The sequence below is a fragment of the Nocardioides pollutisoli genome (assembly GCF_040045055.1).
Classification (GTDB): Bacteria; Actinomycetota; Actinomycetes; order Propionibacteriales; family Nocardioidaceae; genus Nocardioides; species Nocardioides tweenelious.
Genome location: NZ_JBDZDU010000001.1, coordinates 1,931,118 through 1,955,399 on the forward strand (window position 1 = coordinate 1,931,118; position 24,282 = coordinate 1,955,399).

A 24,282-nucleotide genomic window follows, 5' to 3' on the forward strand; every position below is an offset into this window, starting at 1 on the left:
TCCCGGGTGAGTCGATGACCTGCACGGGCAAGACCTACACGCTGGTCCAGGCCGACGTGAACGCCGGCAAGGTGCAGAACACCGCGACCACGACCGGCACCCCGCCGACCGGTTCGCCGGTCACCGACACCGACTCGACCACGACCGCCCTGCAGGGCACCGCGGCCATCGACCTGGTGAAGACCGCGAGCGCGATCAGCGACGTCGACACCAACGGCGCGGACGAGGGTGACAAGGTCACCTACGGCTTCAAGGTGACCAACATCGGCACCGTCACGCTGACCGCGGTCACCGTCACGGACCCGATGTTCTCGTCGGTCACCTGCCCGAAGACGACGCTGGTCCCGGCCGAGTCGATGACCTGCACCGCGATCGTCTACACGCTGACCCAGGCCAACGTCGACGCCGGCAAGGTGCAGAACACCGCCACCGCGACCGGTACGCCGCCGAGCGGCCCGAACGTGACCGACCCGAGCTCCACCAACACCCCGATCCCGGCCAACCCGTCGATCCACCTCGACAAGACCGCCGGTGCGATCACGGACGTGGACAGCAACGGCCCGGACGCCGGCGACACGATCACCTACTCGTTCAAGGTGACGAACACCGGCAACGTCACGCTCAACCCGGTGACGGTCGCCGACGCGAAGGTCGGCCCGGTCACCTGCCCGAGCGGCGCACTTGCACCCGGCGCGTCCAAGACGTGCACGGCGGCGGCGTACGTCCTGACCCAGGCAGACGTCAACGCCGGCAAGGTCGACAACACCGCGACCGCGACCGGCACCGCGCCGTCGGGCACCAAGGTGACCGACGACGACAGCACCAGCACCCCGATCGCGGCGACCCCGTCGATCGCCCTGGTGAAGACCGCCGGCGCGATCCACGACACCGACGGCAACGGCGACGACGCCGGTGACACGATCACCTACACGTTCAAGGTGACCAACACCGGCAACGTCACGCTCAACCCGGTATCGGTGACCGACGGCAAGGTCGGCACCGTGACCTGCTCGCCGAACCAGCTGGCCCCGGGTGCCTCCGTGACCTGCACCGCCGCGGCGTACGTCCTGACCCAGGCCGACGTCGACGCCGGCAAGGTCGACAACACGGCGACCGCCAGCGGCACGCCGCCGACCGGCTCGCCCGTCACCGACACCGACTCGACCCACACGCCGGTCTCGCAGCACGCGAGCATCGACCTGGTGAAGTCGGCCAGCGCGGTCCACGACGTCAACGGCAACGGCCTCGACGACGGCGACACGGTCACGTACACGTTCAAGGTGACCAACACCGGCAACGTGACGCTGACCCACATCGACGTCACGGACCCGAAGGTCGGTCCGGTGTCCTGCCCGACCACGCCGCTGGCGCCGGGTGCGTCGGTCATGTGCGACCCGCGCACCTACCCGCTGACCCAGGCCGACATCGACAGCGGCTCGGTCGTCAACACCGCGACCGTGCACGGCACGCCGCCGACCGGTCCTGCGGTCACCGACGACGACAGCCGCACGGTCGACCTGCCGGCCACCGGCGCCATCCAGCTGGTGAAGACCGCCGGTGCGCTCGTCGACACCGACGGCAACGGACCGGACGCCGGTGACACGATCACCTACTCCTTCCACGTCACCAACGTCGGCAACGTCAAGCTCAACCCGGTGACGGTGAGCGACCCGAAGGTCGGGCCGGTCACCTGCCCGACCGGTGGCCTCCAGCCGGACGAGTCCTTCGACTGCACCAACGTCGTCTACGTCGTCACGGCGGCCGACGTGAGTGCCGGCAAGGTCGACAACACGGCGACCGCCAGCGGTACGCCGCCGAGCGGCCCGCCCGTCACCGACACCGACTCGACCCACACGCCGGTCCAGCCGAGCGTCACGAACATCAAGGTCCACAAGGCCGTCGACAACCCCAACCCGCACGTGGGTGACACCGTCACCTACACGCTCACGGTGACCAACACCGGTGCGGCGGACGCGAAGGACGTCGTCATCGTCGACGCCCTTCCGACCGGGGTGACGTTCGTGTCCGCCGACGCGGCCTGCACCCGCACCGGGTCGGTCGTCCGCTGCGAGATCGGCACCGTGCCGGCCGGCGCCACCCGGGACTTCTCCGTCCGGGTGAAGGTCGACCCGCTGCCGGTCGTGGGCTCGGACCACCAGCACCTGTTCGACGTGCAGAAGACCGAGGTCCAGGTCGACATGCAGGCCGGGCAGACCATGAGTGGTACGGCCACCTGCATGGACGGCTACGTCGTGACCGACGGCTCCGGCCGCGTCGACCACGTCGACCAGGGCACCGGCTCGCTCGCGGACGTCCACATGATCCAGAACCACGTCGTCGGCAACAACGCCTGGAAGGCGACCTTCGTCAACAGCACGACCGGTCACTCCACGGGCAAGGTCTTCGCGGTCTGCGTAAAGTCCGACAGCGAGGTCGTCAACAACCACAGCCACCACCTGGTGGTCGGCAACCTGCAGACCCAGACGGTCGCGCTCCCGAGCGGGATCACCGTCGTCAGCCTGCAGTGCGCCGCCGGTCAGACCCCGATCCAGCCCGGCTACGAGCTGGACGGGATCGCCCCGATGGTGACGTCCTACCCGAACGACAGCCTCGGCTGGGACTTCCGGGTGATCAACTCCGGTGGCGCCACGTCGGGCACGTTCACCCTGCGGTGCCTCGACAACCTGGTCAGCCAGACGGACGGACACACCCACGCGCTGGGCCTCGACGAGGTCCGCAAGACGGTGACCGTGCCCGCCGGCCAGACCATGGAGGTCCAGCTGACCTGCGCCGAGGACGCCAAGGGCATCGTGGCCGGCTACGACATCGACCCCGGTCTGGTCATGCTCGGCAACGACCCGCGGCCGATCACCCGGGCCTTCCAGCTCTACAACCCGACGGCCGGCCCGCTGAACGCACGGCTCTACCTGCTCTGCCTGTCCAACCGGACGGAGAAGGGCGCTCAGGGCGGCACGATCGTCAACACCGCGACCGTGACCACCTCGACCCCGGAGTCCACGACCGGCGACAACAGTGACAGCGCCACCATCCAGGTCTCGCCGGTCGCTGCTGCGGCCGCCGCGACGGTGACGCTCCACTCCGCCCAGGCTTCCGCCTCCGTGTCGTGCGGCAGCGGCGTCGGATCGTGCCGGGGCCAGGCCGTCCTGACGGCGGCCAAGACCCAGCGGATCAACGGGCACGTGGTCAAGAAGGGGGCCCTGCTCGCCCGGGCCACCTACAAGATCAAGGCGGGCCACCAGGTGGTCGTCAAGATGAAGAAGACCAAGCTGGGCAAGAACGTCCTGGGAGCGAAGTCGCTCAAGACGGCCAAGCTCCGCATCGGTGGGAAGGTCCGGACGGTCCACCTGAAGTTCTGAGCGCCCTCCCCCGCGCTTGCGCGGGGGAGATCCGGGCGCCAGATCGAGTAGCCCCGCGTCCGACGCAGGAGGGCGCGACGGGCGTATCGAGATCGGGTTCGGGCGTCCGGGCACATCTCGTGCCCGGACGCCCGCTACGCGTGACCTCGCATCCGATCTGGCGGCGTTGTCGGCGACTCGACGGGCCTCCGGCCCGCCTTCGCACCTCCGCCTTGCCAGATCGGCGCGAGATCCCGCTCGCGATGCCGCCGGGCACGAGATGCACCCGTGCGGCAAGATCAGCCGCATGCCCGAACTCGTTCACTACGACGTCGCCGGTCCGGTCGCGACGATCACCCTGGACTCGCCGCACAACCGCAACGCGCTGTCGCAGCAGCTGGTCTCCGAGCTGATGGACCGGCTCGAGCAGGCAGACACCGACGACGCGGTGCTGGCGGTCCGGCTCCAGTCCGCCGACCGGGTCTTCTGCTCCGGCGCTGACCTCTCCGAGGCCAACACCGTCGGGATGGAGGAGGGCGGTCGCCGGATGGTCGCCGTCCAGCGGGCGATCATCGCGCTGGGCAAGCCGGTCGTGGTCCGGCTGACCGGTCCGGTCCGCGCCGGCGGCATCGGCATCGTGGCGTCGTCCGACATCGTGATCGCCTCCGAGGACGCCAACTTCGCCCTCACCGAGGTCAAGCTCGGGCTGGCCGCCGCGATCATCTCGGTCCCGGTCTTCCACCGGATGGGTCCGCGGGCCGCCTCGTTGGTCACCCTGACCGGTGAGGTGTTCGGTGGCGCCGAGGCGGCGGCGTACGGCCTGATCACCACGGTGCTCCCCGCGGACGAGGTCGAGGCGGAGGTCGAGCGGGTCTGCGCGTCCCTCGCCACCGGCGCACCTCAGGGCCTGCGTGAGTCCAAGCGGATCCTCAACCGGCAGCTGCTCGCCGAGCTCGACGGCCACGGCGAGGAGCTCGCGGCCTTCAGCGCCCGGATGTTCGCCTCCGACGCCGCCCGCGAGGCGATGACGGCGTTCCTCTCCCGCAAGAAGTAACCGCGCGCGGTGGGACGGTCGTCACTCCGGACGTAACGCTCCCGTAAACCCTGCCCGAGACGCCCGAGGCAGCAGGTAGGCTTGTCGACTCGCCGGATTCAGAGCCGGGGGAAGTACACGCGAGGGGAAGACGGGCGTTGTCCGAAGAGCTGGTCGAGCGCGAGATCGCCGCTGAGCAGGCATTCGTGGACCGGGTGTACCTCCAGCTCGGCGAGTCCGCGAAGGCCGCCCAGGAGCTGGCCCGGGAGGGTCACAGCCGAGGCCGGCTGGGCCACGAGGGTGGACTGGTCGAGCGCGACGCGATGGTGTTCCAGGCGGCCCGCCGGATCGCCCAGCTCGACGCCGCCCACGAGGGGCTCGTCTTCGGCCGCCTCGACATGCAGCCCGAGCTCGACCCGGCGCCGCGCTACGTCGGCCGGATCGGCCTGCGCAACGCCGAGCGCGACTCTCTGCTCATCGACTGGCGTGCTCCTGCCGCTGCCGTGTTCTACCAGGCGACGGCCGCCGAGCCGCACCGCGTCGTACGCCGTCGCGTGCTGCGCAGCGTCGGCCCGACGGTCGTGGGCGTCGAGGACGAGCTGCTCGACGCCGAGGCCGAGACCGACCTGCCGATCGTGGGTGAGGGCGCGCTCATCGCCCAGCTCTCCCGCGCTCGCGACCGCTCCATGCACTCCATCGTCGCGACCATCCAGGCCGAGCAGGACAAGGCGATCCGCGCACCCGGCAAGGGTGTGGTCGCGATCTCCGGCGGACCCGGCACCGGCAAGACCGTGGTCGCCCTGCACCGTGCGGCCTACCTGCTCTACACCGACCGCCGCCGCTACGAGGGCGGTGGCGTCCTGATCGTCGGTCCGAGCGGGGTCTTCATGCGCTACATCGAGCGGGTGCTGCCGAGCCTCGGCGAGACCGCGATCGCGCTGCGGTCGCTCGGTGAGGTCGTCGACGGCCAGCGGGCCACCCGTCACGACGAGCCGGCCGTCGCCGACGTGAAGGGTTCGGCCCGGATCGCCGAGCTGATGCGGCGTACGGCGCGCCAGCAGGCGCCCGGCAGCCCGACGTCCTTCCGGATCTTCTGGCGCGACGACACGATCGTGCTCGACCGCGGCCAGCTCGGCGCGATCCGTCGCAACCTGATGTCGCAGGGCCGCCGCAACCGCCAGCTGCCCCGGGTCGCCAACACGCTGCTCGACGCGATGTGGCGCCATGTCCGCGGCGAGCGCGGGCGCGACCGCGGCCGCGAGGCGTTCAACGACGAGATGCTGTCCAACCAGTCCTTCCTGGACTTCGCGGTCGCCTGGTGGCCGCCGCTCGACGCCGTCGAGGTGTTCGGCTGGCTGCGCGAGCCGGAGTTCCTGGCCCGTGTCGGCGACGGCGTCGTCACCGCCGAGGAGCAGCGGCTGCTCACGAAGTCGTGGGGCAACGCGACCGACCTGTCGGTGCAGGACATCCCGCTGCTCGACGAGCTGCGCTACTCGCTCGGCGACGTCCCGGCGCGCACCGACGACGAGCGGGCGCTCGACGACTCCGGGCTTCTCGAGGGCGGCGTGGACATGCAGGAGCTCTTCACCGCCGCCGACCGCGAGTACGCCCCGACCGGGCGCGCGTGGGCGCCGCCGACGCACCGCATCGAGGACGACCACTACGCCCACATCCTCATCGACGAGGCGCAGGACCTGACGCCGATGCAATGGCGGATGGTCGGCCGTCGGGGTCGGACCGCCTCGTGGACGATCGTCGGTGACCCGGCGCAGTCGTCCTGGCCGGTGCCGGCCGAGTCCGCGGCCGCGCGGGCCGACGCGCTCGAGGGCAAGGACGTCCACGAGTTCCACCTCTCGACCAACTACCGCAACTCCTCGGAGATCTACGACCACGCCCGGGCGTACGCCGACCGGGTCGGCCTCGACGCCGACCTCCCGGTCGCCGTCCGCTCCACCGGGATCCACCCGGTCGAGCGCACCGGCGTCGTCGACCTCGAGGCCGCCACGCGTGAGGCGGTCGCCGAGATCGCGGGCGAGGTCCAGGGCACGGTCGGCATCGTGGTGCCGGTCGCCCGCCGCTCCGAGGTCAACGCCTGGTTGGCGTCCTGGCCGGAGTTCGCCGAGGACGCCTCCGGGGCGCGAGCGGCGGTCGACTCGTCGGTCACGCCGTCGGGCGAGGACCGGATCGTCGTGCTCACGGGTCTCGACACCAAGGGCCTCGAGTTCGACGGCATCGTGGTCGTCCGGCCGCAGGAGATCGAGGACGAGTCCGCGACCGGCCGGGCCACGCTCTACGTCGTGCTCACCCGCGCGACGCAGCTCCTCACGACGCTCTCCTGATTCGGTCTCGCCCGGCCCCGTCGGCGGCTAGGGTCCGGCCCATGCGTGTCGTCGCCACCCTGGTCCTGCTCGTCGCCGGGCTCCTCGTCGCCCCGGTCCCGGCCGAGGCCGGCCCGACCGACGGGCCGACCTCGCCGACCCCGCCGGCGCTGTCCCGCCTGCACGTCACGACGGGCAAGGCGGCCGCGATCCGCAACGCGGACGGCGCCCGGGTGCTGCTCAACGGCGTCAACGTCATGGGCCTGGGGGAGTACTACCAGCCCAACCCCGACTTCGAGTCCAACGTCCCGATCGGGAGCGACGACTTCGAGCAGATCGCCGCGCTCGGCTTCAACTCGGTCCGGCTGGTCGTCAGCTGGTCGAGGCTCGAGCCGACCCGCGGCGCCTACGACACGGCGTACGTCGACGAGATCCGCGCCGCCGTCGCCGGCGCGGCCGCGCAGGGTCTCTACACGGTCATCGACATGCACCAGGACGCCTGGGGCATCGCGGTGAACACCCCCGACGGGGTCGACTGCCCGGAGGGCTCCTCACCCGCGAACGGCTGGGACGGTGCGCCCGCCTGGGCGACGATCACCGACGGCGCGACCACCTGCCGCAGGCCCGGCATGGAGCGCGAGCTCGCCCCGGCGGTCCAGCAGGCGTGGAAGAACTTCTACGCCAACACCCAGGGCATCCAGACCGAGCTCGTGAAGGTGTGGGGCAGGCTCGCCGGCGACTTCGCCGACGAAACCGCGGTGGCCGGGTACGACCTCCTCAACGAGCCGGGCTTCGGTCCCGCCGACTCGCTCGGGAAGTTCTACGACCGCACGATCACGGCGATCCGGAAGGCCGAGACCCGCGCGGGCGGGTTCCACCACATCGCGTTCTACGAGCCGAGCGTCACCTGGTCGGCCTTCGGCAGCGGCGGAACTCCGCCCCCCGACTTCACGGCCGACAAGCAGGTCGCCTTCGCGCCGCACGTCTACGCCGAGACCTTCGGGTCCATCTCGATCGCGGACGGGTTCGCTGCGGCCGCCAAGGCGGCGAAGGCGCAGGGCGTGCCGCTCTGGATCGGCGAGTGGGGCTACTTCTCCGCCGACCCGGCCGACGACGCCGACCGGATGGACCGCTTCGGTGCGGCCGAGGACGACCACGGGTACGGCGGGGCGTGGTGGTCCTGGAAGCAGGCCTGCGGCAACCCGCACGTGATCGGTGCGCCCGGCGGCCAGCCCGGCCCGATCTCGCAGAGCCTCGTGCGCTACCTGTGCCCCGACGAGACCGCGGTCGCCCCGGACCCGGCGTACACGGGGGTGCTGAGCCGCCCGCTGCCCCGGGCCGTGCCGGGCACGACCACGCGGCTCGACTCCGACGGCCGGACCGGCACCCTGGTCCTGGTCGGACAGCGCGAGAAGCTCGCGAAGCGCTGCTCCCTGCGGGTCTTCGTGCCCGGGGTCTGGGCCGAGCAGACGGTGCGCTCGACCGGCATCCACCGCATCCACACCCGCGTCGACCACGGCAACGTGGTCCTCCGCGGCTGCGTCGAGAGGAAGTTCAGCCTGCGGATCGGCTGAGCTGCGCGGACTCGGTGAGAACTAGAGTCTGCGCATGACTTCCACGACCGATGTCCGGGCCGCGATCGACGCGCTCCAGGGGCACGAGGCGTGGGCGATCATCCGGCGCTCGACGCGGGCCGGCGACCGCGACACGGTCGGCCTGATCGGTGGCCGGCGGCACGAGGTCGAGTCGATCCTCGACGTACCTCTCGAGGACGGGGTGCCCGAGGAGGGGCACATCGCCGACCGGCTGGTGGCGATCCCCTTCCGCCAGGTGCGCGAGCGCGGCTTCGAGGCCCACGACGACGGCACCCCGCTGGTGGTCGTCGACATCGAGTCCGAGCTGGAGTTCTCGGTCGCCGAGGTGATCGACGCGATCGACGACACCGGCATCGAGTTCACCGACCGCGGCGGCTTCGAGACCGACGACGACGAGTACGCCAAGCTGGTCGCGGCGATCATCACCGACGAGATCGGGCAGGGCGAGGGCGCCAACCTGGTCATCGGGCGCCACTACCGCGCCCAGGTCGCCGACTGGGGTCCCGACAAGGCGCTGACCGTCTTCAAGCGGCTGCTCGAGCGCGAGCGCGGGGCCTACTGGACCTACGTCTTCTTCACCGGCGACCGCTACCTGGTCGGCGCCAGCCCCGAGCGGCACGTGACCATCCACGACGGCGACGTCCGGATGAACCCGATCAGCGGCACCTTCCGGATCCCGAGCGAGGGCGACACCAAGGCCCAGCTCCTCGACTTCCTCCACGACGAGAAGGAGATCTACGAGCTCTTCATGGTCGTCGACGAAGAGCTGAAGATGATGTGCGACATCTGCAACGAGGGTGGCCAGGTGCTCGGCCCCTTCCTCAAGCCGATGAGCCGCCTCGTCCACACGGAGTACCTCCTCGCCGGCCGCACCAGCCGCGACCCCCGCGAGGTGCTGCGGGACACGATGTACGCCGCCACCGTCACCGGCTCTCCCGTCGAGAACGCGTGCCGGCTGATCAAGCAGTACGAGTCCGTCGGGCGCGGCTACTACGGGGCCGCGCTGGCGATCCTCGGTCGCGACGCGGCGGGTGGCCCGGTCGTCGACAGCCCGATCGTGATCCGCTCCGCCGACGTCGGACTCGACGGCCGGCTCACCGTCACGGCCGGCGCGACGCTGGTCCGCGACTCGGACCCGGCGTACGAGGTGGCGGAGACGCACGCCAAGGCGGGCGGGATCCTCAGCGCCTTCGGCCTGGTGCCGCCGGCTCCGGTGCCGTCGGTCAACCTGACGGAGCTGGTCAGCGACGAGGACGTGCTGCTCGCGCTCAACGCCCGCAACCAGCGGCTGTCGCGCTTCTGGCTGACCGACCAGGGCGGCTCTGCGCCCGACCCGCGACTGGCCGGCAAGTCCGTGGTGATCCTCGACGGCGAGGACGACTTCGTGAACATGCTGCGCCACGTGCTCGGGGTGCTCGGCATGACCAGCGAGGTGGTCCGGCACGAGGACTACGCCCCCGGTGTCCTCGACGGCTTCGACCTGGTCATCGTCGGCCCCGGTCCCGGTGACCCGCGCGACGGTGCCGACCCGAAGATGGCCCAGCTGCGCGCGGCGGTCGCCGAGCTGATGGCCGCGGAGCGGCCGTTCCTCGCGGTCTGCCTCGGGCACCAGGCGCTGTGCCACCACCTCGGCATCCCGCTGACCTACAAGGACATCGTCTTCCAGGGCACGCAGTCGCCGGTCGGCATCTCCGGACGCACCGAACGCGTCGGTTTCTACAACACGTTCGTGGGCCGTCTCGACGCCGGATCCGAGGCCCCGACCGGGGTCGAGATCGAGGCAGATGTCCAGACCGGTGACATCCACCTGGTCCGCGGTCCGCACTACCGGGGGATCCAGTTCCACGCTGAATCGATCCTCACCGAGCACGGTTACGACCTTGTTCACGAGATCGTTGCCGAGCTTCTCACCTAACCCGAGGACAACCCGAGTTCGGGGCGAGTAGTCTCTTCCTCGATACACCTAGCGGAAGCCCGCTTCATGGGCCCGGTGAAGACTGCCCCCCAGCTTCATCGGGCCCTCCGCTATTTCCGAGCCCGGTGCACGTGGCGAAGCCAGGAGCACCGGATCCTGCGAGGCGAAGCGGTGGTTTCGAGACGGTTGCTGCGCAACCTCCTCAACCAACGTCGGCACTAGGTTGTGGTCGTGGCCGCACCGGACGTCGTCGTCGTCGACCACCACGACTCCTACACGTGGAACCTCGTCCACCTGGTCGCCCAGGTCACCGGGGTGCTGCCGACCGTCGTCCAGCACGACGAGGTCGGCGCGGACGAGGTCCTGGCCCACGACCACGTCGTGCTCTCCCCGGGACCCGGCCACCCGGACTCCGCCGCCGACTTCTCGGTCGGCCGTGAGGTGCTGCGCCGCGCGACCAGGCCGGTGCTCGGCGTCTGCCTCGGCATGCAGGGCCTGGTGACGGCGTACGGCGGGAGCGTCGACCGCGTCCGCCCCGCCCACGGCGAGGTCGCGACCGTCGAGCACGACGGCCGTGGCGTCTTCGCGGGGGTGCCCTCGCCGCTGACCGCCGTCCGCTACCACTCGCTCGCGGCGGTGACCGTGCCGTCGTCCCTGGAGGTCACCGCGACCTCGGAGGACGGGGTGGTGATGGGGGTGCGGCACCGGACGCTGCCGCTCGAGGGCGTGCAGTTCCACCCCGAGTCGATCCTGTCCACGCACGGCGCCGCCCTGGTCGCGAACTTCCTGGGGCTCTGATGGACGACCCGGTCGACTTCTTCCGCGCGGTCGCCGCCGAGCACCCGCGCTGCTTCTGGCTCGACGGCGGCGGTGCCCGCGAGTGGTCCGGCCGACGCTCGCTGGTCGGCTGGCTGGAGGAGGACGACGTCTCGCTGTCGTACGACGCCGCCACCCGGACCGTCACCCGCCACGTCGGCGGTCGCTGCGAGGTGGTGGGCGACGACGTCTTCGAAGCGCTCGCGGCGGAGCTCGCTGCCGGGTCGCCCGACGACCAGTGGTTCGGCTACCTCGGCTACGCGTGCCGGCCCGACCTGCCAGCCGCGGTCGGCGCCGACGTACCCGATGCCGTGTGGATGCGGTCGCGGAACGTGCGGCTCTTCGACCACCCGCCGGTGGTTGAGGAAGGCGCGCTAGCGCCTGTCTCGAGACCCCCGCAGCGCACCGGCACCGGGGGTTTCGAGACGGTTGCTGCGCAACCTCCTCAACCACCGGAGTACGCCCACGCCTTCGACCGCGTCCAGGAGCACCTGCACGCGGGCAACTCCTACGAGGTCAACCTGACCTACCGGCTGGAGGAGGCGAGCGAGCAGGACCCGGTGACGACGTACCTGCGGCTGCGCGAGCTCAACCCCGCGCCGTACGCCGGGTTCCTGCAGCACGACCTGGACGGTGCGCGGGGCTGGCTGCTCAGCAGCAGCCCGGAGCGCTACGCGCTGGTCACCGCCGACCGCACCCTCGAGACCAAGCCGATCAAGGGCACCACCCCGCGCGGCGCGACGGCGGCCGAGGACGACGCGGCCCGGGAGCAGCTGCGCAGCGACCCGCGGTTCCGCGCTGAGAACCTGATGATCGTCGACCTCCTGCGCAACGACCTCTCGATGGTCTGCGACCCCGGGACGGTCGAGGTGCCGGTGCTCATGGAGGTCGAGTCCTACGAGACCGTGCACCAGCTGGTGAGCACCGTCCGCGGCCGCCTGCGCGAGGACGTCACGACGATCGAGACCCTGCGGGCGCTCTTCCCGGCCGGCTCGATGACCGGCGCGCCCAAGCTGCGCACCATGCAGGTCATCGAGGAGGTCGAGGCCAGCCCTCGGGGCGCGTACGCCGGTGCCTTCGGCTGGATCTCCGCGGACGGCCGGGCCGACCTCGGGGTCGTCATCCGCAGCCTGACCACCAGCGGCGACGGGACCTACCGGCTCGGCACCGGCGGCGGCATCACCGTGCACTCCGACGCCGCGAGCGAGTGGGCGGAGTCGGGGTGGAAGGCCGAGCGGCTGCGCGCGGCCTTGGGCAGGATGGCCCCGTGAGCACCACCGAGACCCACGAGGAGCGCCACGCGTCCTGGCTGGAGCTCTTCTTCGACCTGGTCGCGGTCGCCGGCATCGGCATGCTCGCCCACCTGCTCGAGGTCGACGACAGCGACAGCGGCCTGGCCGTCTACGTCATCGCGTTCACCGCGATCTGGATGATCTGGGCCTGCTTCACGACCTACAGCAACCTCAACGCCGACACGACCTTCGTGGCGGTGATCCTCGTCGGGATGTCCGCGTTGGGCGTGATGATCGCAGCCGTCCCCGAGATCCGCGGCGAGCACGCGACGGCGTTCGCGGTGGCGTACGTCGTCGGCCGGTTCGTCGTCGCCCGGCCCTGGCGGCGCGCCACCGTGGTCGTCGACCTGCCGATCATCCAGACGTCGTTCGGGGTGGTCCCGTGGATCGTGTCGTGGTGGTTCGAGGGCACCGCGCAGTACACCCTGTGGGCGGTCGGCCTGGCGCTCGACCTCCTCATGCTGCTGACCACGAACCGCGACCGGCTGCTCGCCGACACCCAGGCCCGGCTCGACCGGATGCTCGAGGCCCGCAGCGGCCGGCCGCACAACCCGCGCCACGACCGCGACCACGGCGACCGCGAGATCCCGACGACCATCGAGGCTGCCGAGACCGACGTCCCCCACCTCACCGAGCGCCTCGGCCTCTTCGTGCTCATCGTCATCGGCGAGGGCCTGGTCCAGATCATCGACGGCGCCAGCGAGGCGGAGTGGAACCGGGCGCTCGCGGTGACCGGCGCCGGCGCCTTCGCGCTGATGTTCGGGTTCTGGGCCGCCGCCGTGCGGTGGGGCTACGCCGGGATCGCGCTGCTCCCCGAGCAGGGGCTGTCGCCCCGGCTCTCGTGGCCCGCCCACCTGGTCGCGACCCTCGCGCTCGCCACGGTCGCGGCCGTCCTCGGCGGGGTGGTCGCGGCCCCGAGCGAGCAGATGAGCGACCACGTGCGGCTGCTCGTCGTCGCGGCGTACGTCGGCTACGCGGTCCTGTCGGCCGGCATCCATCTCGCCCGCACCGCCTACGTCGTCGCGGCCTGCGTCGGGGTCCCGATGCTCGTCGCGGGAGCGCTCGTGGCGCTGCTCCCGGACCTCGACGACCAGCGCGCCGTCTGGCTGCTGGCCGCGGGCATCTTCGGGGTGCTCGTCGCCCACGACCGCACGTCCCGCAGAGACGTCGCCCCGGCGTAATGCCGCGGTCACACCGCGGGTCTACCCTCGATGTCATGGAGCAACCTCACGTCATCGTGTTGTTCGGCGCGACGGGAGACCTCGCACGCCGCAAGCTGCTGCCCGGGCTGCTGCGCCTGTGGGAGGCCGGTCTGCTCGAGGACACCCGCATCGTCGGCACGTCCCTCGAGGACCTCGACGACGAGACCTTCATCAAGATCGCCCGGACGTCCTGCGACGAGTTCGGGCACAAGCCGGTCACGGACGAGCGGTGGGAGCCGTTCGCCAAGATGCTCTGCTACGTGCCGCAGTCGGCCGGTCCCGACGCGCTGGCGCTCGCCGTGCGTGAGGCGTGGTCCGACCTCGGCGCGGAGCGGCGCGACGTGCGCTTCCTCCACTACCTCAGCGTGCCGCCGAAGGCCGCGCTCGACGTCGTGCGCCAGCTCGACGAGGCACACCTCGTCGAGCGCTCGCGGATCATCATGGAGAAGCCGTTCGGCACCGACCTGAAGACCGCGAAGAAGCTCAACGCGAGGCTCCACGAGGTCTTCGACGAGAGCCAGATCTTCCGGATCGACCACTTCCTCGGCAAGGAGGCGGCCCAGAACATCCTGGCCTTCCGCTTCGCCAACGGGCTCTTCGAGCCGATCTGGAACCGCAACTTCATCGACCACGTCCAGATCGACGTCCCCGAGACGCTCGGCCTCGAGGACCGCACCAAGTTCTACGAGTCGACCGGCGCCTACCGCGACATGGTCGTCACCCACCTGATGCAGGTGCTCGCGTTCATGGCGATGGAACCGCCGACGTCGCTGGCGCCGGGGCCGATCAGCGACGAGAAGAACAAGGTCTTCCGCTCGATGCGGCCGATCGAGCCGCACAACGTCGTCCGGGGCCAGTACAGCGGCTACCGACAGCACCACGACACCGCCGACGACTCCGACACCGAGACCTTCGTCGCGCTCAAGGTCGAGATCGACAACTGGCGCTGGGCCGGCGTGCCGTTCTTCCTCCGCACCGGCAAGAAGCTCGCGGAGGGTGCGCGGATCATCTCGATCGCGTTCAAGGAGCCCCCGCTGACGATGTTCCCGGCGGGCTCCAACGCCGGGACCCAGGGCCCCGACCACCTGACCTTCGACCTGGCCGACCAGTCGAAGATGTCGCTGTCGTTCTACGGCAAGCGTCCCGGCCCGGGCATGAAGCTCGAGAAGCTCTCGATGCAGTTCGCGACCCACGACACCAGCTCGTCGGCTGCGGTGCTCGAGGCCTACGAGCGGTTGATCTACGACGCCATCCGCGGTGACCACACGCTCTTCACGACGGCCGACGGCATCGAGACGCTGTGGGAGAAGTCGGCGCCGCTGCTCGACACCCCGCCGCCGGTGCGTGCCTACTCGCCGGGCAGCTGGGGACCCAACGCGATCCACCAGCTGATCGCTCCGCACGCGTGGCGGCTGCCGTTCGAGCGGTCCTGGCGCGACGCCAACAGCACGGGGGAGTAGCTCACCCGTCGGTACGCCGTCGGTCGCCGTTGTCGGTGTACTCCACGTGCGACATGTCGACCGTGCGCCGCGCGTTCGCGAGCGCTGCCACGATCACGGTGCCCAGCGGGCCCTCGCGGTCGAACATGGTGGCCGTCCCGACCGCGATGCCGTCGCGCTCCACCCGGTCGGTGGCGAGGAGACCGATCTCGGTGCCGACCGGCTCGCGGGCGAGGGTGAGCGCGATGTCGGTGTTGATGTACTCCACGCCCCTGCTGCCCCAGTTGGTCACCATGCTGGCGCCGTCGGCCGCCGACGCGGCGGCCTGGAACGGGGTGAACGGCTCGTTCGCCACCACCGGGATGCCGCTGTTCCACGACGCCTTCTGGTCGGCGTTCTGGTGCTCGGTGAAGTTCTGCGACCAGCCGGCGGAGGAGTAGAAGAACGGCACCCGCGGCTCCGTCGTCGGCGGGGCCACCTCGACCGGCGGCGGCACCGGGTGCTCGTCCGGGCTCCAGACCGCGCCCGGCGCGGCCTCGGTCGGCTTGAGGAAGGTGGCCGAGGCGCGCGCCACCCGCCGACCCTCCTGGGTCATCGTGACGTCGACCAGGCAGATCCGCGAGCCCTCGCGGACGACCTCGGTCGCGAACGAGCAGGGGATCATCCGGGCGGCCTTGAAGAGGTCCACCGTCCACCGCGCGGGACGGAGGTCGGTGCGACCCGCGGTCGCCAGGCAGGCCTCGGCCGCCCGGGCGAGCGCGCCGCTGAGGGCGACCCCGTGCATCTGGTCGTCGCTCCACATGCTGCAGGCGAGCGGGGCGGGGACCAGGGTGTCGCCCTGGTGGGTGAAGAAGGCGATCTCGTCGGTCACCCGGACATTCTGTCGGTCGACGGTGCCTTGCGGGCGAGCTCCGCGAGCAGCGCGGTCGTGGCGTCGGTGATGTTGCTCTCGTCGTACGGCGCGAGCTGGGCGGCGTTGACGCTCTGCACCAGCCCCTGGGTCTCGACGAACCCGGTGACGGCGACGCCGTCCTTCTTCGCCCGGACCGCGACCCGAGCCGCCTTCGCGCCGGGGACGTCCACCGGCTTGAGCTGGGTGCCGGTGGTGCCCATCGCGTCGAGCGCCGCGTCGAGACCGCCGTCGTAGTAGAGGTAGCTGACGTCGTACGCCGCGCCGCCCTTCTGCTTCGGGGTGAACGTGCAGCGCGGCTGGTCCGCGGTGCCGTTCTGCTCGACGACGTCCTCGCCGACGATCGTCGACACCCCTGCCGCCGTCAGGTCGTCGCAGGGACTCCACTGGACCGCTGCCGGGTCGCTCGCGCCGGCCGGTGCGGGGTCGCCGTCGGAGCCGCCCGAGCAGCCGGCCAGCAGCGCCGTCGTCGCGAGGACGGCGGCCAGGGCGTGGCCCCTCACGAGACCGGGGTCCAGTCGGGCACCGGGGAGGAGGAGCCGGGCAGCCACATCCGCAGCCGGGCGCCGCCGGCGGCGGAGTCGCCGACCGAGACGCCGCCGGAGTGGCGGCCCGCGACCTGGTGGACGATCGAGAGACCCAGGCCCGACCCGGACATCCCGCGCGACTCCTGGGAGCGGTAGAAGCGGTCGAAGACGTGGGGGCGGTCGACCTCGGCGATGCCGGGACCCTCGTCGTCGACGGTGAGGGTCCCGTCGGTCAGGCGGACGGTCACGGTGCCGCCCGGGGGGCTCCACTTGGCGGCGTTGTCGAGCAGGTTGGTCACCGCGCGCTCGAGCCCGGCGCTCTCGCCGATGACGAACCACGGGGTGGTCTCGAGGTCGATCGTGATGCCCGCGACCCGGCGCCGGACCCGGGCGGCCGCGCGCTCGACCAGCTCGGCGAGGTCGACCGGCTCGACCACGTGGGTGAGCGGTTCGTCGCGGGCCAGCTCGACCAGGTCACCGATCAGCGTGGTCAGCTCCTCGATCTGGGCGCGCACGTCGTCGAGCAGCTCGGCCCGCGCCTCGGGGGGCAGCCCGCCGCCGCCCTCGCCGTCCGCCTGGCTGAGCAGGTCGAGGTTGGTGCGCAGCGAGGTCAGGGGGGTACGCAGCTCGTGGCCGGCGTCGGCGACCAGCTGCCGCTGGCGGTCACGCGAGGCGGCGAGGGCCGTGAGCATCTGGTTGAACGCCGTCGCCAGGCGGGCGAGCTCGTCGTCGCCCTCGACCGGCAGCGGCGTTAGGTCCTCGGTGCGGGCGATCTCCTCGACGGAGAGGGTGAGCCGCCGGACCGGACGCAGGCCGTTGCGTGCGACGCCCCACCCGGTGAGACCGGCGCCGATGACGCCGGCGAGGCCGAAGAGCAGCATCACGGAGCCGAGCTTCGCGAGCAGGGCCTCCTGGGAGTCCAGCGACTGCGCGATCACCATCGTGGTGCCGTCGTCGCGGTGCACGGCCGCGACCCGCCACCGGGTGCCGTTGCCGTTGACGGTGCGGACCGAGCTGTCCTCCTGGCCCTTGGCGACGGCGATCTCGGGGGCGCCGAGGAGCTTCTGGGGCTCGTCCGCCTTCCGGCCGATGACGATCCCGCGACCACTGGAGTCGATGCACGCCACCCACACGGCGGCGGCGCCGAAGTACTCGTTGTTGACTGCGGTGTTGCCGTTGGTGCACAGCGTGTCGGCCGCCGTGGTCTTCGCCCGCTGCACCAAGGAGTCGTCGAGCGTCGACTGGAGCTGCATGCGCACGGTGATGTAGGCGCCGAGCGCCATCAGCGCGACGGTCGCTCCCGCGGCGAGGGCGGTGAGGATGGTGACCCGGGACGCGAGGGACCTGCGGTAGTGCCAGCGCCCGTCCGGATCCGACACGGAGAGGGCGGTCACGATTCCTTCAGCACGTACCCGACACCGCGGACCGTGTGGATCAGGCGGGCCTCGTCCTCGGCCTCGGTCTTGCGCCGCAGGTAGCCGACGTAGACCTCGAGCGAGTTGGCGGTGGTGGGGAAGTCGTAGCCCCACACCTCCTCGAGGATGAAGGAGCGCTCGAGCACGCGTCGGGGCCGGCGCAGGAACATCTCCAGCAGCGTGAACTCGGTGCGGGTCAGCTCGATCAGCCGCTCTCCGCGGCGGACCTCGCGGGTCGCGATGTCCATCGAGAGGTCGGCGAAGCTGAGCACCTCGTCCTCGGCGTCCTCGCGGGGTACGACGCGACGCAGCAGAGCACGGAGCCGGGCGAGCAGCTCCTGGAGGGCGAACGGCTTGGTGAGGTAGTCGTCGGCGCCGGCGTCGAGGCCTTCGACGCGGTCACCCACGGCGTCGCGTGCGGTGAGCACCAGGATCGGCAGGTCGTTGCCGGCGCTGCGCAGCGCGCGGGTCGTCTCGAGGCCGTCGAGCCGCGGCATCATCACGTCCATCACGACCACGTCGGGGGCCTTGGACGCGATCCCGGCGAGCGCCTCGGCGCCGTCGGCGGCCAGGGCGACGTCGTAGCCGTTGAACTCCAGCGAGCGACGCAGCGACTCGCGCACGGCCTTGTCGTCGTCGACGACGAGGACGCGGGGTCGGGGCGCGGCAGGCATGGTCGTCACGCCGCCACTGTGACAGCCGAGCCTGAACCGGGACTGAGAAGCACCAGGGCAACCACTAGTACCTCGCCGCGATGTCGGCCGCGCGGGCGGCGTAGCCACCACCGAAGTGGCAGGCGTGGACCAGCAGCGGGAAGAGCTGGTGGAGCGCGACCCGGTCCTCCCAGCCGTCGCTCAGCGGTGCGGCCTCCAGGTAGGCGTCGAGGACGCGGGGCAGGTGCGGCAGCCCGAAGAGCGCGAGCATCGCGAGGTCGACCTCGCGGTGGCCGCCGTACGCCGCGGGGTCGATCAGGGAGACGTGCCCGTCGAGGCCCCACAGGACGTTGCCGTTCCAGAGGTCGCCGTGCAGTCGCGACGGCGCCTCCTCGGGGAGCAGGTCGGGCAGCTTCGGAACCAGTGCCTCGATCGCCGCGACGTGGCTCGGCTCCGCGGCGCCACGGTCGAAGGCGACCTTGAGGTAGGGAAGCACCCGGCGTACGGCGTAGAACTCGGCCCAGGTGTCGGTCGGCTTGTTCGGCAGCGGGAGCCGGCCGATGTAGCCGTCGTGGTCGAGGCCGAAGCCGGGGGCTCCGGCGGCGTGGGTCGCGGCCAGCTCGTGGCCGAAGGAGGTGGCCGCGTCGACGGAGTTCTTGCCGGGCTCGACCCACCGGATGATCACGCACTCCTGGTCGACCCCGAGCACCTCGGGGACCTGCGCGCCACCGGCCTCGCCCAGCCAGCGCAGGCCGGCAGCCTCGGCATGGAAGAAGTCCGCGGGCGCGTGCGGCAGCGTCTTCATCAGCGCGGTCGTGCCGTCGCTGAGGCGCAGCCGCGTGGCGGTCGCGATGTCACCACCGGCGATCGGAGCCGTGGCGACGACGGCCGTGCCGAGGAGGTCCTCGGCGCGCTGCGCGACCAGCGGCTGCCGGGTCACGAGTCCTGGGCCCTGTGGGCTCGCAGCTCGTCGACGAGTGCTGCCGCCGTGCGATCGACCATCGCGAGCACCTCCTCGAATCCGGAGTGCCCACCGTAGTACGGGTCCGGTACGTCGCCCCCGCGATCGACCGGATCGAAGTCGCGGAACAGCCGGACCCGGTCGCTAGGGCCGCCCAGGTCGGCGAGGTTCTGGGCGTCCATGGCGAGCACGAGGTCGGCGTTCGACGCCGGGTCGTGCTGCCGCGCGCGGTGCCGGCTCGCGTCGTACCCCGCCGCGGTCAGCGTCGCCGCGGCGCGCTCGTCCATCGGGCCGCCGACGTGCCAGTCACCGGTGCCCGAGCTCGTGACGCTGACCTCGTCGAGGCCGGCTTCGGCGAGCCGCGCCTCGAGCACCACATGGGCCGTCGGGGAGCGGCAGATGTTGCCGAGGCAGACGAGCTCGATGCGGTAGCGACCGGGGGAGCGGGCCGCCGGGAGCAACCCTCAGACCACCTGGGTGTCCTGGGCGTCGCCGAAGATCAGGCCGACGATCCAGGTCACGATGGTGATGACGATGGCGCCGCCGACGGCGTTCCAGAACCCGTCGACGTAGAAGTCGATGTCGAACAGGCCGGCCAGCCACTCGGTGAAGAGCAGCATCAGGGCGTTGATCACCAGCAGCATCAGGCCGAGCGTGATGATGATGAACGGGATCGACAGGAACTTGATGATCGGACTCACGAACGAGTTCACGATGCCGAGGATCAGCGCCACGAACACCAGGCCCCAGAAGTTGTCGGTGACCTCGTCCCACCCGGAGGAGCCGGTGAAGCCGATGCCGTCGAAGATCACGCAGGCCGCGCCCAGAGCAACGATGTTGGTGGCGAGCCAGCCGATGAATTTGAGGAGTCCCACGAGGTCACCCTAGGGGTTTTCGGCCCGGTCGACGCTCAACACGACGCCCGTTTGGTCGAGGAGGGCCCTCGTGGGGCCCGTCTCGAAACCCCCGCAGCCGACGTGGCCGCGTTGGGTTCCGGGGTTCGAGACAGGCGCTAGCACGCCTTCCTCAACCTCCGGTGGGCGCCCAGTTGCCGTGGAACCCGGCGGGCACCCGGCCGGGCAGGTGCACGGCGGCGACGTCCTCGAGCGTCTCGGCGTCGAGGAGCACCAGCGAGCTGCGGTCGACGGCCAGGTCGTAGACGTAGCCCATCAGCACGCCCTCGTCCTCGGCCGAGTCGGGCGCCGACGGGACGAAGCAGAACTCGCTGACCTCGCGCCCGGCACCCAGGCTGCGCGAGGTGGTCGTGCCGGCGACGACGTCGTGCTTGAGCACCGAGTCGCCGGTGCGCACGCCCGCGGCGACCACGCCGGCGGCGTAGCCGAACCGGTGCCGGCGACCGGTGAGCCGCTCGTCGTACCGCGGGAACTCCTGGCTGTGCTCGTCGAAGCGGTGCTCGCGCACCGTGCCCGCCACCGTGTCGATGGTGAAGCGGGTGAGGTACGCCGGACCCTCGTTCGGCCCGGTGAAGTCGGTCGCGAACATCCGGTCGTGGCGCACCACGTCGATGACGACGTCGGTGCCGTCCTCGTAGGCGTTGAGCGTGTGGAAGACGTAGCACTGGTCGATCTCGAACCACCGCACCCCGCCACCCGAGCCGTCCCGCGGGAGCAGCCCGATCCGGGCGGGGTAGTCGGCGTCCCACGAGTAGGGCAGGCGGCTCGGCGTCCCGGTGCGCAGTGCGGCGTCGATCAGCCGGTCGGTCGCCTGCAGGGGGCGCGGCGCCTCGCCGGCGACCATGCCGAGGTCGAACGTGACCGGGAGGTCGTAGACGACGAGGTAGCGCTCGGTGATCGCGCAGTCGTGGATCATCGGGCTGCCGGTCACCTCGATCTCGACCTGCTCGCGCACCCGCCCGTCGAGGCCGACGACCGAGTAGTCGACCAGGTTGCCGCGGGCCCAGTTGTAGGAGATCGCGTGCAGCTCGCCGGTCGCCGGGTCCTCGTGCGGGTGGGCGGTGTAGCCGCCGGTGACTGTGCCGAGGTCGCACGGCCCGACGGTGTCGAGGTTGTGGGTCAGCTCGTACGGAACGCCGCCGGCCTCGACGACGGCGAGCGTGCGCCCGGAGTGCTCGAAGACGTTCGTGTTCGGCGGGAAGTCGTCGCCCTGCGGCTGGACGTAGCGGTTGCGGTACCACTGCGCGCGCCCGTCGCCGAGGCGGACGCCGTGCACCATCCCCTCGCCGAGGAACCAGTGGTAGCCCGCGCCGGGGTCGGTCGCCGGGTTGGGGCCGATCCGCAGGTAGCGGCCGTCGAGGTGGTCCGGGATCCGGCCCGTCACCTCGAGGTCGAAGGCCGTCAGCTCGTCGTGGACGGGAGCGAAGTTGTCCTGCAGGTAGCGGTTCATGGCCATCGCCACGCTACTCCGGAGCGCACCCCATGTGGATGCGGAACGTGCGCTGGTGGCGGCCCTGGTCCGGCTTGCTGACCGTGACGACACCCTTCGAGTAGGCCTGGACGTGCTTGCCGCAGCTGATCGGCCGGGAGAACATCACCGTCGCCTTCCGCCGCTCCGGCGGCGAGCAGGAGGCGCAGTCGCTGATGTAGACGCCCTCGGCCATCGCCATGTCCGAACCCCAGCCGGACCAGGTCAGCTTCTTGAGGTAGGGCCCGGCGTTCGCGGTCAGGAAGATCCGCTTCGGCTGCACCTGCGGGGTGCCGGTCATCGTGAAGTAGACCGTCTTCGTGCCCGGGTTGGCGGACGCGGTCGACGACGGGAGGGCCAGGAGCGCGGCCCCCAGCATGGTGATGACGAGCAGGGCGCCGGCGCGCACGCGGAAGGTCGACATGCCGCGAGCGTAGAGCCGTCCGGCGCCGTCGTACGCCGGAACGCGGAGTGCTCCAGACCGCCCGTCAGCGAGCGGCGGCCGTGCGCCCCCGCGTGACGCGCACGGTCACGGCGTACCCGACCAGCGCGACGCCCCACGACAGCAGGCTCAGCAGGAACTGGGAGCGGGTGTCGGCCCCGACGGCCATCTGCACCAGGATCGCGACGATGCCGGCGATGGCGAGCAGCGTCAGCACGGGGTACCACCACATCTTCACGACCAGGTCCTCCGCAGGCGTGCGCCGGCGCAGGATCAGCTGGCTGATCGCGATGAGCAGGTAGACGAAGAGGATCACCGCGCCCGACGAGTTGAGCAGGAAGAGGAAGACGGTGTCCGGCGAGACGTAGGCGGCGATCACGCAGAGGAAGCCGACGACGGTCGAGGTCAGGATCGCGCCGGCCGGCACGCCGCGCCCGCTGATCCTGGTCAGGACGCGCGGTGCCTCGCCGCGGTCGCCGAGCACGAAGACCATCCGCGACGCCGTGTAGAGCCCGGAGTTGAGGCAGGACAGCACCGCGGTGAGCACGACCGCGTTCATGATGTCGTCGGCGTGCGGGATGCCCATCTGCGTGAAGGCGGCGACGTAGGGCGAGTCGCCGAGGTCGTTGTCGTCCCACGGGACGATGAGCACGAGCAGGATCATCGAGCCGACGAAGAAGGTCGCGACGCGCAGGATCACCGACTGGGTGGCCCGGGCCACGGCCTTCTCCGGGTCGTCCGACTCGGCCGCGGCGACGGTGGCGATCTCGGCGCCGACCATCGAGAAGACGACCACGACGATGCTGGAGAAGATCGCGCCGACGCCCATCGGGAGGAAGCCCCCGTGGCTGGTCATCAGGCTGACGTCGAAGTCCTTGTCGGGCCAGATGCCGACGACGTAGAGCGTGCCGAGCACCAGGAAGGCGATGATCGCCAGCACCTTGATCCCGGCGAACCAGTACTCGAACTCGCCGTACGACCGCACGGAGACGAGGTTGGTGACGGTCATCAGCGTCATCAGGACCAGGGAGACGAGCCAGAGCGGCAGGTCGATCCAGTAGCGGACGATCTCCGCGCCGGCGACGGCCTCGAAGCCGACCACGATCACCCAGAAGTACCAGTAGAGCCAGGCCGTCGAGAAGCCCGCCCAGTCGCCGAGCGCGGTGCGGGCGTACTCCGAGAACGAACCGGTGGTCGGGTTGGCGGTCGCCATCTCGCCGAGCATCCGCATCACCAGGATGATCAGGAGCCCCGTGATCGCGTAGGACAGGAACGCCGCGGGGCCGGTCTCGCTGATCACCGCGCCCGAGCCGACGAAGAGGCCCGCGCCGATCACGCCGCCGATCGCGATCATCGTCAGGTGGCGCTGCTTGAGCCCGCGCTGCAGGGTCGGGTTCTCCGGGGGCGCGGTCGTGGTCATGTCCGATCCGTGCCCGCAAACGCCGCCCCGTAACCTCGACAGCGTGTTTCCGGTCGGTGGCGTGGGGGTGATGCTGCTCCTCGTCGCGCTGTCCGGAGCGGTGTGCGGACTGCTGGCGCTGGCGCTGCGGCGTCGCCTGGGCTGGTTCACCGCCCTCTCGATCGCGGCCTTCGTCTGGTCGGTCGCGGTGATCGGCACGATCACGCTGATCCCTGCGAACGGCGCGCCCGGCATCGTCTCGGCCGAGGGCCGGCTCAGCACCTGCTCGTGGGACATCGGCGGACCCGCGCCCGACGGCTTCTGGATCTTCTCGGGCGGGCAGCGCTTGCTGAACACCGTCGTCTTCATCCCGTCCGGGATCCTGCTCGTGCTCGCCTGCGCCCGCTGGAAGGCCGCATGGGTGCTGGTGCCGCTCGGGCTGGTGCTGCTCGCGGGCTACTCGGTCGGGATCGAGGCGACCCAGCTCGCGCTGGCACGGATCGACCGTGCCTGCGACGTCACCGACGTCATCGACAACGTCACCGGGGCCGCCGTCGGCGTGGCCATCGGGATCGTCCTCGCGCTGGTCATCCGGCCGTGGCGGACGACCCGCCCCGTCTGACTAGG

General features: G+C 71.1%; 20 protein-coding genes. 10 read left to right on the forward strand and 10 right to left on the reverse strand.

Features of this window, described 5'->3' with window-relative positions:
- The 9 genes from ABLE68_RS09365 to zwf all read left to right on the forward strand — a co-directional run.
- A partial coding sequence (locus ABLE68_RS09365) for a DUF7507 domain-containing protein (protein WP_348871050.1) occupies nucleotides 1–3,377 on the forward strand: 3,377 nt, incomplete at its 5' end.
- A 286-nt stretch (nucleotides 3,378–3,663) separates the two neighbouring features.
- Nucleotides 3,664–4,410, forward strand: coding sequence for an enoyl-CoA hydratase-related protein (locus ABLE68_RS09370; RefSeq protein WP_348871051.1), 747 nt, complete (start codon nucleotides 3,664–3,666; stop codon nucleotides 4,408–4,410).
- A 137-nt stretch (nucleotides 4,411–4,547) separates the two neighbouring features.
- The gene (locus ABLE68_RS09375; RefSeq protein ID WP_348871052.1) at nucleotides 4,548–6,728 is read left to right on the forward strand and encodes a HelD family protein; all 2,181 of its coding nucleotides are present in this window, start codon (nucleotides 4,548–4,550) and stop codon (nucleotides 6,726–6,728) included.
- Between the two features lie 41 nt (nucleotides 6,729–6,769).
- Nucleotides 6,770–8,281: a glycoside hydrolase family 5 protein gene (locus ABLE68_RS09380; RefSeq protein WP_348871053.1), complete on the forward strand. Its 1,512-nt coding sequence runs from the start codon at nucleotides 6,770–6,772 to the stop codon at nucleotides 8,279–8,281.
- A gap of 34 nt (nucleotides 8,282–8,315) precedes the next feature.
- Complete coding sequence (locus tag ABLE68_RS09385) at nucleotides 8,316–10,217, forward strand: anthranilate synthase family protein (protein ID WP_348871054.1); 1,902 nt, start codon at nucleotides 8,316–8,318, stop codon at nucleotides 10,215–10,217.
- A 231-nt stretch (nucleotides 10,218–10,448) separates the two neighbouring features.
- A complete protein-coding gene (locus ABLE68_RS09390) occupies nucleotides 10,449–11,015 on the forward strand; it encodes an anthranilate synthase component II (RefSeq protein WP_348871055.1) in 567 nt (188 codons plus the stop codon).
- Nucleotides 11,015–12,304, forward strand: coding sequence for an anthranilate synthase component I family protein (locus tag ABLE68_RS09395; RefSeq protein WP_348871056.1), 1,290 nt, complete (start codon nucleotides 11,015–11,017; stop codon nucleotides 12,302–12,304). The genes ABLE68_RS09390 and ABLE68_RS09395 overlap by 1 nt, the downstream gene beginning before the upstream one ends.
- Nucleotides 12,301–13,506 (forward strand): low temperature requirement protein A, encoded by a 1,206-nt coding sequence (locus ABLE68_RS09400; RefSeq protein ID WP_348871057.1) that lies wholly within the window; start codon nucleotides 12,301–12,303, stop codon nucleotides 13,504–13,506. The genes ABLE68_RS09395 and ABLE68_RS09400 overlap by 4 nt, the downstream gene beginning before the upstream one ends.
- Before the next feature lie 35 nt (nucleotides 13,507–13,541).
- Nucleotides 13,542–14,987, forward strand: a complete 1,446-nt coding sequence (gene zwf / locus ABLE68_RS09405) for a glucose-6-phosphate dehydrogenase (RefSeq protein ID WP_348871058.1) — start codon at nucleotides 13,542–13,544, stop codon at nucleotides 14,985–14,987.
- Between the two features lies 1 nt (nucleotide 14,988).
- Here the strand turns inward: zwf and ABLE68_RS09410 are convergent, their stop codons facing one another.
- From ABLE68_RS09410 to ABLE68_RS09455, 10 genes are all read right to left on the reverse strand, one after another.
- Nucleotides 14,989–15,837: an acyl-CoA thioesterase domain-containing protein gene (locus ABLE68_RS09410; protein ID WP_348871059.1), complete on the reverse strand. Its 849-nt coding sequence runs from the start codon at nucleotides 15,835–15,837 to the stop codon at nucleotides 14,989–14,991.
- Complete coding sequence (locus tag ABLE68_RS09415; RefSeq protein WP_348871060.1) at nucleotides 15,834–16,379, reverse strand: hypothetical protein; 546 nt, start codon at nucleotides 16,377–16,379, stop codon at nucleotides 15,834–15,836. The genes ABLE68_RS09410 and ABLE68_RS09415 overlap by 4 nt, the downstream gene beginning before the upstream one ends.
- Nucleotides 16,376–17,797, reverse strand: a complete 1,422-nt coding sequence (locus ABLE68_RS09420; protein WP_348871061.1) for a sensor histidine kinase — start codon at nucleotides 17,795–17,797, stop codon at nucleotides 16,376–16,378. The genes ABLE68_RS09415 and ABLE68_RS09420 overlap by 4 nt, the downstream gene beginning before the upstream one ends.
- Nucleotides 17,794–18,492 (reverse strand): response regulator transcription factor, encoded by a 699-nt coding sequence (locus ABLE68_RS09425; protein ID WP_348873252.1) that lies wholly within the window; start codon nucleotides 18,490–18,492, stop codon nucleotides 17,794–17,796. Before ABLE68_RS09425 ends, ABLE68_RS09420 begins: the two co-directional genes overlap by 4 nt.
- A gap of 64 nt (nucleotides 18,493–18,556) precedes the next feature.
- Nucleotides 18,557–19,411: a fructosamine kinase family protein gene (locus ABLE68_RS09430; protein ID WP_348871062.1), complete on the reverse strand. Its 855-nt coding sequence runs from the start codon at nucleotides 19,409–19,411 to the stop codon at nucleotides 18,557–18,559.
- Nucleotides 19,408–19,893 carry a low molecular weight protein-tyrosine-phosphatase gene (locus ABLE68_RS09435; RefSeq protein WP_348871063.1) on the reverse strand — a complete coding sequence of 162 codons (486 nt, stop codon included), beginning with the start codon at nucleotides 19,891–19,893 and terminating at the stop codon, nucleotides 19,408–19,410. Before ABLE68_RS09435 ends, ABLE68_RS09430 begins: the two co-directional genes overlap by 4 nt.
- Before the next feature lie 3 nt (nucleotides 19,894–19,896).
- A complete protein-coding gene (locus tag ABLE68_RS09440; protein WP_348871064.1) occupies nucleotides 19,897–20,307 on the reverse strand; it encodes a phage holin family protein in 411 nt (136 codons plus the stop codon).
- A 151-nt stretch (nucleotides 20,308–20,458) separates the two neighbouring features.
- On the reverse strand, nucleotides 20,459–21,796 hold the full coding sequence (locus tag ABLE68_RS09445; protein ID WP_348871065.1) for a carotenoid oxygenase family protein: 1,338 nt from the start codon (nucleotides 21,794–21,796) through the stop codon (nucleotides 20,459–20,461).
- 13 nt (nucleotides 21,797–21,809) lie between these two features.
- Nucleotides 21,810–22,238, reverse strand: coding sequence for a hypothetical protein (locus tag ABLE68_RS09450; RefSeq protein ID WP_348871066.1), 429 nt, complete (start codon nucleotides 22,236–22,238; stop codon nucleotides 21,810–21,812).
- A gap of 64 nt (nucleotides 22,239–22,302) precedes the next feature.
- Nucleotides 22,303–23,676, reverse strand: coding sequence for an amino acid permease (locus tag ABLE68_RS09455; protein WP_348871067.1), 1,374 nt, complete (start codon nucleotides 23,674–23,676; stop codon nucleotides 22,303–22,305).
- Nucleotides 23,677–23,719: 43 nt separating this feature from the next.
- Between ABLE68_RS09455 and ABLE68_RS09460 the strand changes: the two genes are divergently transcribed.
- Nucleotides 23,720–24,277, forward strand: coding sequence for a VanZ family protein (locus tag ABLE68_RS09460; protein ID WP_348871068.1), 558 nt, complete (start codon nucleotides 23,720–23,722; stop codon nucleotides 24,275–24,277).
- Nucleotides 24,278–24,282 lie beyond the last annotated feature (5 nt).

Bases quoted from the DNA above. Each gene is read 5' to 3' on its own strand.
- ABLE68_RS09370 (WP_348871051.1), top strand. From the start codon at position 3,664: ATGCCCGAACTCGTTCACTACGACGTCGCCGGTCCGGTCGCGACGATC.
- ABLE68_RS09380 (WP_348871053.1), top strand. From the start codon at position 6,770: ATGCGTGTCGTCGCCACCCTGGTCCTGCTCGTCGCCGGGCTCCTCGTC.
- ABLE68_RS09385 (WP_348871054.1), top strand. From the start codon at position 8,316: ATGACTTCCACGACCGATGTCCGGGCCGCGATCGACGCGCTCCAGGGG.
- ABLE68_RS09395 (WP_348871056.1), top strand. From the start codon at position 11,015: ATGGACGACCCGGTCGACTTCTTCCGCGCGGTCGCCGCCGAGCACCCG.
- zwf (WP_348871058.1), top strand. From the start codon at position 13,542: ATGGAGCAACCTCACGTCATCGTGTTGTTCGGCGCGACGGGAGACCTC.
- ABLE68_RS09425 (WP_348873252.1), bottom strand. From the start codon at position 18,492: ATGCCTGCCGCGCCCCGACCCCGCGTCCTCGTCGTCGACGACGACAAG.
- ABLE68_RS09445 (WP_348871065.1), bottom strand. From the start codon at position 21,796: ATGAACCGCTACCTGCAGGACAACTTCGCTCCCGTCCACGACGAGCTG.
- ABLE68_RS09450 (WP_348871066.1), bottom strand. From the start codon at position 22,238: ATGTCGACCTTCCGCGTGCGCGCCGGCGCCCTGCTCGTCATCACCATG.
- ABLE68_RS09455 (WP_348871067.1), bottom strand. From the start codon at position 23,676: ATGACCACGACCGCGCCCCCGGAGAACCCGACCCTGCAGCGCGGGCTC.